Origin of the sequence: Chromobacterium sp. ASV23, from assembly GCF_016428945.1 — a bacterium.
GTDB classification, from domain to species: domain Bacteria; phylum Pseudomonadota; class Gammaproteobacteria; order Burkholderiales; family Chromobacteriaceae; genus Chromobacterium; species Chromobacterium sinusclupearum.
The window spans coordinates 1-12,584 of record NZ_JAELTR010000082.1 but is presented as its reverse complement, the minus strand read 5'-3'; the positions used below and the strand labels follow the sequence as shown (position 1 = coordinate 12,584).

The following is a 12,584-nucleotide window of genomic DNA, read 5'->3' as shown; positions in this document are numbered from 1 at the left end:
ATGGCGCCGTCGGGCGACAAACAGGTGACGGTGAAGCGGTAGGACCGGGACACCCCTTCCTCGCCGTCCAGTGCCAGCGGCAGCAGCTGTTCGGCGGCGATGCTGCCGTTGCCGAGGGACAGCGTCAGCTGGCGGCGGTCCTGGGTGAAGGCGGAGGCGAAGGAGGCGAGCAGGCTGGAAAGGTCCATGATGTATTGAGCGGGCGGTTCAGCCCTGTACTTTGTAAACGTTGGAGGAAAGCTGCAGCGTGGCGTCGAAGGTCACCGGCGGTTTGTGCGGATGCACTTTCAGCACCGCGTCCACGCGGAAGCGCAGGTGACGCTCCATTTCGCGCGGGGCGTCCAGGCTGACGCGCACGCGCGACAGCCTCGGCTCGTGCAGTTCGATCGAGCGGCGCAGCTGTTCGCGCAGCAGTTCGCGGTCGTCCGGATTGAGCAGGCTGATGCCGGACAGGTCCGGGATGCCGTAGCTGAGCAGGCTGTCCCGCGCTTGCGGGAACGGGTCCAGCGGATCCAGCGGCATCAGCCGGGTATTCAGCAGCGCCTCAAGGTCGCGCGCCAGCGACTGCTTGAAGTGCGACAGCTCAAACAGGCTGATCGGCTCGATGTGGCTTTGGTCCGGCTCATCGTCCAGCAGGCGGTCCAGCACCGAGGGCAGGATCAGCGCGTGGCGATTGCCGCTCATAGCCCGAACACGGCGGCCGCCTGGCGGCCGAGCATCCAGCGGAAGGCGACGAAGATGCCGGCGCCGGCCACGGCCAGCAGGGCGAAGTACAGCCACAGCGGCAGCTCGTGGCGCACATAGGCCTGGAAGCGTTGCGGCAGCTGCCAGTGCGGGGCGAAGTCGGCCTTGCCGCCGCGCACCTGCTGGATTTCCTGGCCCAGCTTGTGCACCAGATAGCCCAGCTTCTCCTGGCCTTCCAGCAGGTACTTGCCCTGGAAGCCCAGCAGCAGGCAGGTGTAGAACACTTCCAGCGCTTCCACATTGGCGGCCGGATTGTCGCGCAGCTGTTCCAGGCGATTGAAGAAGCCTTCGCCGGCCAGGTGTTCGCCAAACAGGCGCAGCTGCAGCGGCATGCGTTCCCATTCGTCGCGCAGCGCAAATTCCGAGGACAGGATGATTTCGTCCATCAGCGCGCAGAAGGCGTACTTTGCGTGGTTGATGGCGTTGTTGTCCTTGCCGAAGTTGCGGGCGTTGCGCTCGAACTGGCCCAGGAAGTGGTCCACGCGGCGGTTGAATTCCACGGCGCTGCTGGGCGCGTTGCCTTCCTTCAGCAGGAACAGCAGGTAGATGCCATCCTCCAGCATTTCGCGCAGGTTGGGAGCGGCGGGGGCGGCCACGTCGATGACGCGTTCCGCCGTTTGGGTCAGGGTAGTGTTCATGGCGTATTCAGCGGAAGACCGCGATCAGTTCTATGGAAATATTGGCCAGGGTTTGCGGCACATAGATGCAGATGCTGCGCGATTGCAGCATGCGGCTGTATATCTCGCTGTGTGGCTCCAGGGCGAAATAGTGGTTGCCCACCCGCACCGGGATGGCGGACGGGGTTTGGGCGGTATGGGACAGGCTGACCCCGCGCATCGCGGAGTTCAGGATGCGCTCCACGTCGTCCGGCGCGCCTATCTTCAGCTTCAAGGGCACGCTGTCGATGATCTGCGCGGCCGGCAGTTCGCTCTGCACCGACAGGTAGAAGTCCACGTTGTCCAGCAGGCGGTCGCTTTCCAGGCGGCCGATGTGGAAGGACGGGCGCGGCGAATGCAGCGGGATCACCTTGTAGCGCGCGGACACCACGGTTTCCAGCAGCTCGCGGATTTGCAGGTCCAGCGGCGGGAACACCTCGTGCAGCTTGTCGTGGCGATAGGCCGGGATGTCGGACAGCGTGTACAGCGTGGTGAAGGTCTGCAGCTCGCCGCAGAACTCCGCCAGCGCCATATAGAGTTCTTCCGGGTGCAGCGGCTGGCATTGCGACAGATGGCGCAGGCGCGCGAAGTTGCGGTTCACCGTGTGCAGCAGCCAGAACGAGCTGATGTCGGCGGAGCCGAACTCCATCACGCTTTTGGCGCGCTCGCGGTGGGCGCCGGCCAGCGCCTGGCTCTTCACCAGAAGAATGTCCAGCAGCCGGCGCAGCATTTGCATCATGTCGCCGGAGCCTTCAATCGCCAGCAGCGGCGGCAGGTAATCCTTGGCCACCGTCCATTGCCCGGTGGCGTCCTTCTCCAGCTGGCACAGCGCGATGGCGTCGTAGCCATCGCGGTTTTCCTCTTCCAGCATCAGCTTCACGTCCAGCTGCAGCGTGGACAGGTCGGCGGGCAGCGCCTGGGTGTACAGGTCGGCCGTTTCGCAGTGGTCGCTGTGGAAGCGGGTGGGGCGCGCGCCGGCTTCGCTGCCGCGGGTGTTGCCGCCATAGGGCTGCAATTGAGCCAGGCAGGCGTACAGCGTGGTGCGGATGCCCAGCTGCGGCAGCGTCGCCAGATCGCGGCTCAGCGGCAGCGGACCATGGCTGGGCGCCTGGTATAGCGTGCCGTCGCGGAACAACATGGCCAACTCGTCCACGCGGATCATGCCGCCTTTCAGCGCGGCCTCGTCCAGCGTCAGGCGATGAATGCCCCAGGCGTGGCGGTGAGTGAGCTGCAGCAGGCTGGATTGCGTCTGTTCCTGAAACAGGGCTTGCTGCTGGAAATGCTGCGGGCGAAGAAACATGCCTTCGCCCCATAATATTCTTTGTGCATGAAGCATTGCTGGGTAAGCCTTAGCGTGCGTTTTCTGATAATGCCGATATGATTAATAGCCAGCTGGCTGGCATTCTATTTTTGCGGTTTTTGGCTGATCCGGCAAAGCAATGGATTCCGGTTTGATAGCCTGTAAATAGCAATCGCCAACCTTGAATTTGAGATCCTTGCTGCGCACTCGTCCGGCGTCATAAAGCAGGCGCCAGAAATGGGGATTGGGCTGGCGGAAATACCCAATTACGCCAACATAATTGGCGTCCTCCAAAACGGATATATCTAATTCTTTTTTGTCACCTGGCAAAAAGACCAGTTCCTTATTGGATATAACATCCGAACCAAGCACATCTTGAACTGGCTTGCCACTGGCCAAAAGGTCAGGTGTCAGTAATTTGAAGGCTTGGTCGTTTTTGAGCTGATACACCTGAACCACGACAGACAAGGGTTTACCCTGCCTGTCGCGGTTGAGCGTAGCGCTTGCCTCGCTTGAGATTGTGATATTCTTCGGCCCCGCGCAGCCGTTGAGCAGCGATAGCGCCGCAACGAGCGGGAGTAGAATGATCTTGTGCCAGAGAGTGGTGAAATCCATACAGTCTGCGCCAGAAAAATACATGTTTGAGGTGAATAAACGTGGAGAATGGATTGGCGATTTCCCGTATTTTACCGCCACTTGCCGATTACGGGACTTGACTTCTTCGCGAATCAAATCAAGCATATCGCGTTATTCGCATATTCATCAATCGTTAGTAAAAAATTTCCAATGATGTTTTTGGCGCCACTGGTGGTGGTTGGCATCGTACTGCTTTTGCTGTGGCTCGGTTGGCGGTATTTCCTTGGCGGAGCCAGGCTCCGCGTAGAGCAGTCGTCGATTGCGACTCCCCTGAATATGACTTGCGATCCGGTGGAAATCCCCCCGGTTTCCCCCCCTTTTTTTCAGCGTTTAAGAGGGGGATTCTCGACGCCTGCCTGGCTGAAAACGCGGGCGATGATCTGGCTGGTGCCGCTGCTGTCCTTGGGATTGGTCAGCATGGTTGTTGCAATTACGCTGCACTTTGCGGGATATCACCAGGAAATCGGCTATCAGCCGCAAAAATATGCCCATGGCAATCAGATTCGCCAGGCGCTGACCGAAGAAAAGCTGGTTCCGCCGCCGCCTCTGGCGCCGGAGGCTTTTGTCGATGCGGTGGCGGAAAAGCCGCAGTTGGCGCTGGATAAGGCGGACCGCGACTGGAACAAGATGGACCAGGCGTTTGTGCAGGATGTGCTGCGAGTGATGGAAAGAATGAAGGCGCGCGGTTTCCCGATGGTGTTGCTGGAGGGCTACCGCAGTCCGGAGCGGCAAAACCATTTGGCCGGCGGCAGCGTCAAGGTGACGCAGGCCCGGGCCGGCGAGAGCAAGCATCAATACGGATTGGCGGCGGATTTGGCGCCGGTCCGCAACGGCAAGGTCGTGATCTCGGAGCGGGATCCATGGGCGATGCAGGCCTATACCGTGCTGGGCGAGGAAGCCCAGGCGCAAGGGCTGGGCTGGGGCGGCAATTTCAGTTTCCGCGACTACGGCCACATCGAACGGGCCGGCTCCTTGCGCGCGCTGCTGGCGCAGCGCGAAAAAAAATGAACTGTGATTCTTTCTAGGGGAAGGTGAGTTGGTGTCTAACAAGGGTTGGCTACGCAATGCCAAGGTGGCTTCCGCCATCGGATTCTTGATCCTGATCGCGCTGATCTGGTGGGTCGGCCCCTGGCTGGGGCTGCAGTCGCTGGAAACCAGGCTGGGCTGGATCATCGTGGTGATGGTCGTGTGGGTGCTGGCCTTGCTGATCGGCCAAGCGCTGACCAAGCGCGCCGGCGGCATGCTGGAAGGCATGCTGCGCCGCCAGGCGGACGACGCGGTGATCAATGCCAGCGCCGACAAGCGCGCCGAAGTCACGCTGCTGCGCCAGCGTTTGCTGGGCGCGATCGATACGCTGAAAAAATCCAATATCGGCAGCGCCCGCGGCAGCGCGGCGCTGTATGAGCTGCCGTGGTACATGATCATCGGCCATCCGGCGGCCGGCAAAAGTTCGGCCATCCTGCAGTCTGGCCTGAGCTTCCCGTTCAGCGACAAGAGCGGCATCCAGGGCATAGGCGGCACCCGCAACTGCGACTGGTTCTTCTCCACCGAGGGGGTGTTGCTGGATACCGCCGGCCGTTACGCCACGGAGAGCGAGGACCGAGGCGAGTGGCTGGCTTTCCTGAAGCTGCTGAAGAAATACCGCGCCAAGGCGCCGGTCAACGGCATCATGGTGGCGATCAGCCTGCCGGAGCTGGCGCAGCACAATAGCGAGGGCTTTGTGTTGTATGCGCGCCAGGTGCGCGAGCGCATCCATGAGGTGTGCAATACCTTCGGCCTGATGGTGCCGATTTATCTGGTGTTCACCAAGCTGGACCTGCTGGGCGGCTTTGCCCAGTTCTTCAGCGAGGCGGGCGAGGAAGAGCGCGCCCGCGTCTGGGGCGCCACGCTGTCCGCCGACCAGGGCACCGGCTTCGACGCTGCGGCCGTGGTGTCCAAGCAGTTCGAGCAGCTGTACCGCGGCCTGGTGCAGATGGGCGAAGAGAAGCTGGTGGCCGCGCGCGGCGACGCGGTGAAGTCCGCTCACTTCGCCTTCCCGATTGAATTCCACGGCCTGCAAGAGGCGGTAGTCAAGTTTGTCCGCGTGCTGTTCGAGGAAGACCCGTACCATTCCCGTCCGCTGCTGCGCGGCTTCTACTTCACCAGCGCCTTGCAGGAAGGCGTGCCGCGCATCGTGACCGCCGGCCGCGTGCAGGGGCAGTTCGATCTGTCGTCCTCCAGCCTGGACAAGCACCAGGCCCCGGCTTCGTACAGCTACTTCCTGCGCGGCCTGTTCCGCGACGTGCTGTTCCCGGACCAGCATCTGATCTTCCAGCAAACCCGGCCCAGCGGCAGCCGCTGGCGACTGGCCGGCATGGTGGCCGGCGTGCTGTCGCTGGCCGCGGTGGCCGGCTTGTGGACCTGGTCCTATATCGGCAACCAGCAGATGATCGCCCAGGTCGGCGCCGAGCGCGCGCAAGCGCAGAAACTGGCCGCCTCCGGCCAGCTGTATGACCGCCTGAATGGTTTGCTGGTCCTGCAGCATCGCATCGAGGAACTGCAAGCCTACCGCCGCAACGGCGAGCCGTGGCAGATCGGCCTGGGCCTGTACCAGGGCGCCGAGCTGGAGCGCAATCTGCGCAAGGCGTATTTCGCCGGCGTGAAAGACCTGATGTTGCAGCCGGTGCAGAAGAATCTGGAAACCACGCTGGCCGCTTTGAAGCCGGGCGCGGTGCAAGCCGTGGCCGCGCCCAAGCCGGAGCCTAAACCGGAACCCAAGCCCGAACCAGCGCCGAAGCCGGTCAAACCCAAGTCCAAGGGCCACGGCCTGCCCAATATCAAGCTGAGTTGGCTGGACCTGCCGCAACGCGCCACCGCAGGCAAGATCGACGCTTCCGCGCCTGCCGCCGCAGGCAGCGCCGAGCAGCAGAAGAAGCCGCAGCTGGACGTGGCGTACAACGCCCTGAAGACCTATCTGATGCTGCATGAGCAGAAGCGCATGGAAGAGGCGCATCTGGCCGATCAGCTGCCGCGTTACTGGCGCCCGTGGCTGGAGAGCCAGCGCGGCGAATATCCGGTCAGCGAAGTGATGGGTCTGGCCGAGAAAGTGCTGGCTTTCTACGTCAGCCAGATCAAAGAGCCGGACCTGCCGCTGATCGACAACGATCCCAAAGTGGTGACGGATGCCCGCGAGGTGCTGCGCGGCTCGTTCAAGCAGCTGTCCGCGCAGGAGCGCGTGTTCAACGAGATCAAGGCGCGCGCCAATACCCGCTTCGCGCCGCTGACCGTGGCCCGCATCCTGGACAACCGCGACATGGACATCATGGCCAGCAGCCAGATGGTGGAGGGCGCTTACACCCGCGAGGCGTGGAACACCTACATCCGCAGCGCCATCGACGAGGCCAGCAAGGGCACGATACGCAGCGACGACTGGGTGCTGGCGTCCAGCACGCAGGACGATCTGGGCAAGGACGGCAACGTGGAGAAAAACCGCGCCGCGCTGGAAGCGCTGTATCGCGCCCAGTACATCGCAGCCTGGCACAAGTTCCTGCAGGGCGTGGTGGTGCGCGACATCACCAATCCGGCGCAATCGGCGTCGGCGATGACGCGCCTGGCCGACAAGCAGAATTCTCCGATCAAGCTGATTCTGGCCCGCGCCGCGCAGGAAACCTCCTGGGACAACCCGTCCGAGCTGAACCGCTCGCTGGAAACCGCCAAGCGCTCCGTGCTGGAAAAGACCACGGAGTTCTTCAAGAGCGGCGACACCCCGGGCGAAGCCAAGAACGAAAAGCAGTACGGCGTGGTGGGCGCGCACTTTGCCGGCGTGGCTGCGCTGGTGAAGGGCGACAACGCTCCGATCAACGGTTACCTGGACCAGCTGGCCAAGCTGAAGGTGAAGATGGCGGCCATCGCCACGACCGACCAGCCCGGCCCGCAAGCCCGCACCGCGCTGCAGGCCACGCTGAACGGCTCCGGTTCCGAGCTGGGCGACACCCAGTCCTACGTCGACAACACCCTGTTGACCGGCGCCACTCCGGACACCATCGAGATGGTGCGGCCCATGCTGGTGCGTCCGCTGACGCAATCTTACGGCGCGCTGCTGGGGCCGGTGGCGCAGGACATCAACCAGGCCTGGGCCAACGAGGTGTTGCCGCAGTGGAAACAGCTGGCCAGCAAGTATCCGTTCAGCGACGCCAGCACCAGCGCCTCGGTGGCGGAGATCAACCGCTTCGTCAAAGCCAATGACGGCACGCTGGACAAGTTCATCAACAAATACCTGACCGGCCTGGTGCAGAAGCAGGGCGATACCCTGGTGCCGCGCGCCTGGGGCAGCCAGGGCGTGCGCTTCAGTCCGGAATTCCTCAACGGCGTCAGCCGCCTGATGGCCCTGGCCAACAGCCAGTTGCAGGACGGCGAGAACAGCCGCTTCGAACTGCAGCCGCTGCCGACGCCGGGCCTGTCCGAAATCGTGCTGAGCATAGATGGCCAGGAACTGCGCTACCGCAACGGCCCGCAGCCGTGGCAGCCGTTCAACTGGCCGGGCAGCGCCGGCGAGGGCGGCGCCCGCATCCAGGTGGTGAACTACGCCGGCGCCAGCACCGTGGTGGGCAACCAGCAGGGCCGCATGGGCCTGATGCGTCTGTTGTCCGGCGCCAAGGTCAACCAGGATGGCGCGGAAGGCACGGCGCAACTGACCTGGACCCTGCCCAAGGGCAGCGGCGCCGAAGGCCAGACCGTGCGCTTCAATTTCCGCATGCTGGGCGGCGTGAATCCGCTGCAGCTGAATCGGCTTTACAAACTGACGTTGCCTGAACGCGTGACGTTGTAAGGGAGAAGAACGGCATGGCGTTCAATTTCAAGCGCGCCCAGGAGGTGCCGCCGCAATTCTGCATCTTCGGCAAGCTGCCGCGGCGCGCCGATTTCGTCCGGGTCAATGCCACCCACCCGGCGGCGATGCAACTGGACCAGCTGCTGGCGCAGAGCCTGCAGCGCATGGAAGCGGGCGAGGAAGCCGCGCGGCGCTATCTGGCGATGCCGCCCACCTCGTTCGTCTTGAAGTCGCGCGACCAGCAATGGTTGTCCCTGGGCGTGATCCAGCCCAGCCGCGACGAGGGCGGCCGTCTGTATCCGCTGGTGGCGGCGTCCCTGGTGGCCATCGACGCGGCCTTGCCGCCGACCGCCATCCTGCTGCTGGCCAACGAATTGTTCTTCACCGGGCTGAAGGAACAGCTGGCCAACGCCATCGACAACTCGGTGGAAATGCTGGCCTGCAAGCAGTTCCTGGAGGAGCAGCTGCGCTTCGGCGCTTCGTCGATAGCCGACATCGAGCTGTCGCAGCAGTTGCTGGAAAAGCACCTGGCGGTCACGCCGGCGTCCGCACTGGCGCGCAGCCTCAGCGAGGCCGGCCGCTGCGATATGGAAACGGTGCTGCTGGCTTTTGTGTTCCATCACCGGCTGCTGAAGAAATTCCGCGACAGCCTGCCGGTGCAAGCCTACTTCCTGCCGCTGCCGGCGGTGGAAGGGGAAAACGTGCTGGCCGCCGTGACCTGGCTGGCGCTGTATCACGCCGCGACCGACGGCAACGGCGAGCTGGAGCAGTGTCTGATCCTGCGCCGTCCGGAAGGCCATGTGCTGGCGTTGCTGCCAGCCGGCCTGAACGAGCCCATCGCGGCGCAGTGCTGGGGAGCGGAGCTCGATCCCAAGCACGTGGTGGATGTGAACGACGCCAAGGCGCCGTGGCGCAGCCACCAGTCTTACGCGGAGGCGGCCTATGTGTTGGGCCGCCAGCTGAACGATCCCGGCCTCACGCTGGCGCAATTGCGCGGCGTGCTGGCCAGTCTGTCGCGCAACATCGCGTAGTTTTTTTGAACCTTTTTTGAACATTCTAGAGATGAGCCATGGGTAAAGAGAGCACTCAGAAAAAACTGTCGAGGGTCCGCCCGCCGCGCGTGCAGATCACCTATGACGTCGAGATCGGCGACGCGATCGAAACCAAGGAACTGCCCTTCGTGCTGGGCGTGCTGGGCGACTATTCCGGCCACAGCAAAGACCCGCTGCCGAAGATGAAGGAACGCAAGTTCGTTCAGATCGACCGCGACAACTTCGACGAAGTGCTGAAGGGCATGGCCCCGCGTTTGGCGATGAAAGTCGACAACGCGCTGAAGGACGACGGCAGCCAGCTGGGCGTCGAGCTGAATTTCGAATCGCTGTCCGATTTCGAGCCGCAAAACGTGGTGCGCCAGATCGACCCGCTGAACCAGCTCTTGGAAGCGCGCAGCCGCCTGGCCGACCTGCGCAACAAGCTGTCCGGCAACGACAAGCTGGAAGAGCTGCTGGATGAAGTGGTGCGCGACACCGAGAAACTGCGCCAGATCGGCCAGCAAGCCGGCAAGAAGGAAGGAGGCGAACAGTGAGCGCGGAACTGCAACAACAGGCGGCGCCCGCCGCCGCCGAGGCGACCAGCCTGCTCGACAGCATCATCGAGCAAAGCCGCATCGCCACCAACGAGAGCGAAAAGAGCCACACCCGCGATCTGATCGGCGAACTGGTAGACCAGGTGCTGCAAGGCAGCGTGACCGTCTCGCGCGACCTGTCCGCCAGCATCGACGCCCGCATCGCCGAGATCGACAAGCTGATCTCCGACCAGCTCAACAACGTGATGCACCACCCGGATTTCCAGAAGCTGGAAGCCTCCTGGCGCGGCCTGAACTACCTGATCATGCAGTCCGAAACCGGCACCATGATGAAGATCAAGGTGCTCAACGCGTCCAAGAAGGACCTGGTCAAGGACTTCAAGGCGGCGGCTGAGTTCGACCAGAGCGCGCTGTTCAAGAAAATCTACGAGGAAGAATACGGCACCTTCGGCGGCGCTCCGTACGGCGCGCTGGTGGGCGACTACGAATTCACCCGCCATCCGGAAGACTTCTACCTGCTGGAAGAGCTGTCGCATGTGGCGGCCTCCGCCCACGCGCCGCTGATCACGTCGGCCGATCCGGGCCTGTTTGGCCTGGAAACCTTCGCCGATATCGGCAAGCCGCGCGACCTGGCCAAGATTTTTGACACCGTCGAGTATGCCAAGTGGAAATCATTCCGCGAATCGGAAGACTCCCGGTATGTCGGCATGGTGCTGCCGCACGTCCTGGGCCGCTTGCCGTACGGCCGCGACAACGTGCCGGTGGAGGAATTCGATTTTGAAGAAAACGTCGATGGCAGCAACCACGACAAATACCTGTGGACCAACGCGGCCTATGCCTACGCGGCTCGTCTGACCGACGCCTTCGCCCAGTACGGCTGGCTGGCGGCCATCCGCGGCGTGGAAGGCGGCGGCCTGGTGGAAGGCCTGCCGGCGCACACCTTCAAGACCGACGACGGCGAAGTGGCGCTGAAGTGCCCGACCGAAGTGGCCATCACCGATCGTACCGAGAAGCTGCTGTCCGACTTGGGCTTCATCTCGTTGGTGCACTGCAAGAACACCGACTACGCGGCGTTCTTCGGCGGCCAATCGACGCAGAAGGCCAAGACCTACAACACCGATTCGGCCAACGCCAACGCGCGTCTGTCCACGCAGCTGCCGTACATCTTCGCGGTGTCCCGCATCGCGCATTACATGAAGTCCATCATGCGCGACAAGATCGGCAGCTTCGCCTCGCGTCAGAACGTGCAGGACTACCTGAACACCTGGCTGTCTCAGTACGTGCTGCTGGACGACTCCGCCAGCCAGGAAGCCAAGGCCAAGTACCCGCTGCGCGAAGCGCGCGTGGACGTGGTGGAAGTGCCGGGCAAGCCGGGCGTCTACCGCGCCGCCGCCTTCCTGCGTCCGCACTTCCAGCTGGACGAGTTGACCATTTCCTTGCGTCTGGTCGCCGAGTTGCCGCAACCGGCAGGCTAACGCATTGCTCGCTAGGGGGAGTGGGTTCCCCCGTTTTTTGAACCTTGTAAAGGAGAAGTACTAATGGCTTTTGATGCATTCCTGAAGATCGATGGTATTCCTGGTGAAAGCGGCGACGACAAGCACGTAGACTGGATCGAAATCCAGTCCTTCGCTCACAAGCTGGAACAGCCGGCTCAGGTTTCCGCCAGCACCGCCGGCGGCGCCACTGCCGAACGCGTGAACCACAGCGTGTACGAAATCACCCACTTCCTGGACAAGGCCAGCCCGAAGATCTACGAAGCGTGCTGCACTGGTAAGCACATCAAGGAGATCACCATCGAGCTGTGCCGCGCCGGTGGCGAGAAGGAAAAGTACATGGAAATCAAGATGGAACAAGTCCTGATTTCCAAGGTTGAGCCGCAAGGCACCGCTACCGACACCGGCTTCCCGTCGGAGAAGGTGAGCTTCAGCTACGGCAAGATCAAGTGGACCTACACCCAGCAGAAGCGTGCTGACGGTAAGGGCGCTGGTAACGTCAGCGCCGGTTGGGACCTCACCGCGAACAAGACCATCGCCTAATTCCAGTAATGGAATGACAACCCGCCCGGGCCCGGGCGGGTTTTATGCCTCTACTCAGACCTGTGGGAATATTTGCTATGAAACGTTTGTTGACCGCCTTGTTTGTTTCCGCGTTGTGCGCTGCCTGCGCAACGCCCAAAAAAGCGGAACCGACCCCTAGCCAAGCTGCCCAGGCTGCTGCTGCCGCCAATGATCCCAAAGTGCAGATCGCCAAGCAGGCTGCGGTCAACTACGCCGCCGACGCTACCCTGATCCCGTTTGACAAAATGAGCGCCAAGCTGAGCCCGGTGGGCGAAGCCCAGCTGGATCTGCTGGTGGCCAAAGACCTGAAGAATGCCAAGTCCATTCTGGTGCGTGGCCACTGCTACCGCCGCGACATCGGCAACGCCAAGGCCGCCGCCCAGACCCGCGCCGTCAGCGTGCGCCAGTACCTGGTTGATGCCGGCGTGCCGCCCAGCAAGATCACGATGCGTTACGACACCGAGCGCTCGCTGCATGCCGTGCGCCTGGTTGTGAGCAACTGATTACGGATTCGCCATGAAGCTTCCCGCAGCCATCCGGCCCCGTCAGATGGGGCATGGCTGCAGGGGGGCCGGTTTTTGACTTGTTCCTGATGGATTCACTGTAAAGCCATGGACCTTAGCACCCTCCTTGCCAGCTTCGCCTCCGCCTTCACCCAGGACCGCCGCCAGTTGACGCTGTCCCTCGGCAACGGCAGCATCGCCGCCGAACAGCTGCTGCCGCTGGCACTGGACGGCGAGGAAGGGGTGTCCCGGTCCTACCGCTTCACCGTCACCTGTTTGTCGCCCGACGGCGCCAT

At 62.7% G+C, this 12,584-nt stretch carries 13 protein-coding genes; 8 read left to right on the top strand and 5 right to left on the bottom strand.

The features are described from left to right. The 5 genes from JHD59_RS20450 to tssJ form a co-directional block, all read right to left on the bottom strand. Window positions 1-188 (bottom strand): hypothetical protein (locus JHD59_RS20450; protein WP_199155584.1); only part of this gene is annotated, 188 nt, incomplete at its 3' end. Window positions 189-207: 19 nt separating this feature from the next. Beyond that, complete coding sequence (tssE, locus tag JHD59_RS20445; protein ID WP_103320218.1) at window positions 208-684, bottom strand: type VI secretion system baseplate subunit TssE; 477 nt, start codon at window positions 682-684, stop codon at window positions 208-210. After that, on the bottom strand, window positions 681-1,382 hold the full coding sequence (gene icmH / locus JHD59_RS20440) for a type IVB secretion system protein IcmH/DotU (protein ID WP_103320220.1): 702 nt from the start codon (window positions 1,380-1,382) through the stop codon (window positions 681-683). The genes tssE and icmH overlap by 4 nt, the downstream gene beginning before the upstream one ends. A gap of 7 nt (window positions 1,383-1,389) precedes the next feature. Continuing rightward, the gene (gene tssK / locus JHD59_RS20435; protein ID WP_103320222.1) at window positions 1,390-2,736 is read right to left on the bottom strand and encodes a type VI secretion system baseplate subunit TssK; all 1,347 of its coding nucleotides are present in this window, start codon (window positions 2,734-2,736) and stop codon (window positions 1,390-1,392) included. A gap of 45 nt (window positions 2,737-2,781) precedes the next feature. Then, window positions 2,782-3,441, bottom strand: a complete 660-nt coding sequence (gene tssJ, locus JHD59_RS20430; RefSeq protein ID WP_199155583.1) for a type VI secretion system lipoprotein TssJ — start codon at window positions 3,439-3,441, stop codon at window positions 2,782-2,784. A 312-nt stretch (window positions 3,442-3,753) separates the two neighbouring features. On the opposite strand from tssJ, the gene JHD59_RS20425 reads away from it, so the two are divergent. The 8 genes from JHD59_RS20425 to JHD59_RS20390 all read left to right on the top strand — a co-directional run. Further along, the gene (locus tag JHD59_RS20425) at window positions 3,754-4,344 is read left to right on the top strand and encodes a M15 family metallopeptidase (protein WP_199155582.1); all 591 of its coding nucleotides are present in this window, start codon (window positions 3,754-3,756) and stop codon (window positions 4,342-4,344) included. 31 nt (window positions 4,345-4,375) lie between these two features. Further along, window positions 4,376-8,143 carry a type VI secretion system membrane subunit TssM gene (tssM, locus tag JHD59_RS20420; RefSeq protein WP_199155581.1) on the top strand — a complete coding sequence of 1,256 codons (3,768 nt, stop codon included), beginning with the start codon at window positions 4,376-4,378 and terminating at the stop codon, window positions 8,141-8,143. Window positions 8,144-8,157: 14 nt separating this feature from the next. Beyond that, window positions 8,158-9,174, top strand: a complete 1,017-nt coding sequence (gene tagF / locus JHD59_RS20415) for a type VI secretion system-associated protein TagF (RefSeq protein WP_199155580.1) — start codon at window positions 8,158-8,160, stop codon at window positions 9,172-9,174. 38 nt (window positions 9,175-9,212) lie between these two features. After that, window positions 9,213-9,728 (top strand): type VI secretion system contractile sheath small subunit, encoded by a 516-nt coding sequence (gene tssB, locus JHD59_RS20410; RefSeq protein WP_103320227.1) that lies wholly within the window; start codon window positions 9,213-9,215, stop codon window positions 9,726-9,728. Further along, window positions 9,725-11,203: a type VI secretion system contractile sheath large subunit gene (gene tssC, locus JHD59_RS20405; RefSeq protein ID WP_103320229.1), complete on the top strand. Its 1,479-nt coding sequence runs from the start codon at window positions 9,725-9,727 to the stop codon at window positions 11,201-11,203. Before tssB ends, tssC begins: the two co-directional genes overlap by 4 nt. 63 nt (window positions 11,204-11,266) lie before the next feature. Continuing rightward, complete coding sequence (locus JHD59_RS20400) at window positions 11,267-11,764, top strand: type VI secretion system tube protein Hcp (RefSeq protein WP_199155579.1); 498 nt, start codon at window positions 11,267-11,269, stop codon at window positions 11,762-11,764. A 77-nt stretch (window positions 11,765-11,841) separates the two neighbouring features. Next, entirely contained in the window at window positions 11,842-12,288 is a 447-nt protein-coding gene (locus JHD59_RS20395) for an OmpA family protein (protein ID WP_158248755.1), read from the top strand. Window positions 12,289-12,396: 108 nt separating this feature from the next. Continuing rightward, window positions 12,397-12,584: hypothetical protein (locus tag JHD59_RS20390; RefSeq protein WP_199155578.1), on the top strand; the 188-nt coding region annotated here is incomplete at its 3' end.

Bases quoted from the DNA above. Each gene is read 5' to 3' on its own strand.
- JHD59_RS20395 (WP_158248755.1), top strand. From the start codon at position 11,842: ATGAAACGTTTGTTGACCGCCTTGTTTGTTTCCGCGTTGTGCGCTGCC.
- tssJ (WP_199155583.1), bottom strand. From the start codon at position 3,441: ATGCTTGATTTGATTCGCGAAGAAGTCAAGTCCCGTAATCGGCAAGTG.
- icmH (WP_103320220.1), bottom strand. From the start codon at position 1,382: ATGAACACTACCCTGACCCAAACGGCGGAACGCGTCATCGACGTGGCC.
- tssB (WP_103320227.1), top strand. From the start codon at position 9,213: ATGGGTAAAGAGAGCACTCAGAAAAAACTGTCGAGGGTCCGCCCGCCG.
- JHD59_RS20425 (WP_199155582.1), top strand. From the start codon at position 3,754: ATGGTTGTTGCAATTACGCTGCACTTTGCGGGATATCACCAGGAAATC.
- JHD59_RS20400 (WP_199155579.1), top strand. From the start codon at position 11,267: ATGGCTTTTGATGCATTCCTGAAGATCGATGGTATTCCTGGTGAAAGC.
- tssK (WP_103320222.1), bottom strand. From the start codon at position 2,736: ATGCTTCATGCACAAAGAATATTATGGGGCGAAGGCATGTTTCTTCGC.
- tssE (WP_103320218.1), bottom strand. From the start codon at position 684: ATGAGCGGCAATCGCCACGCGCTGATCCTGCCCTCGGTGCTGGACCGC.
- tagF (WP_199155580.1), top strand. From the start codon at position 8,158: ATGGCGTTCAATTTCAAGCGCGCCCAGGAGGTGCCGCCGCAATTCTGC.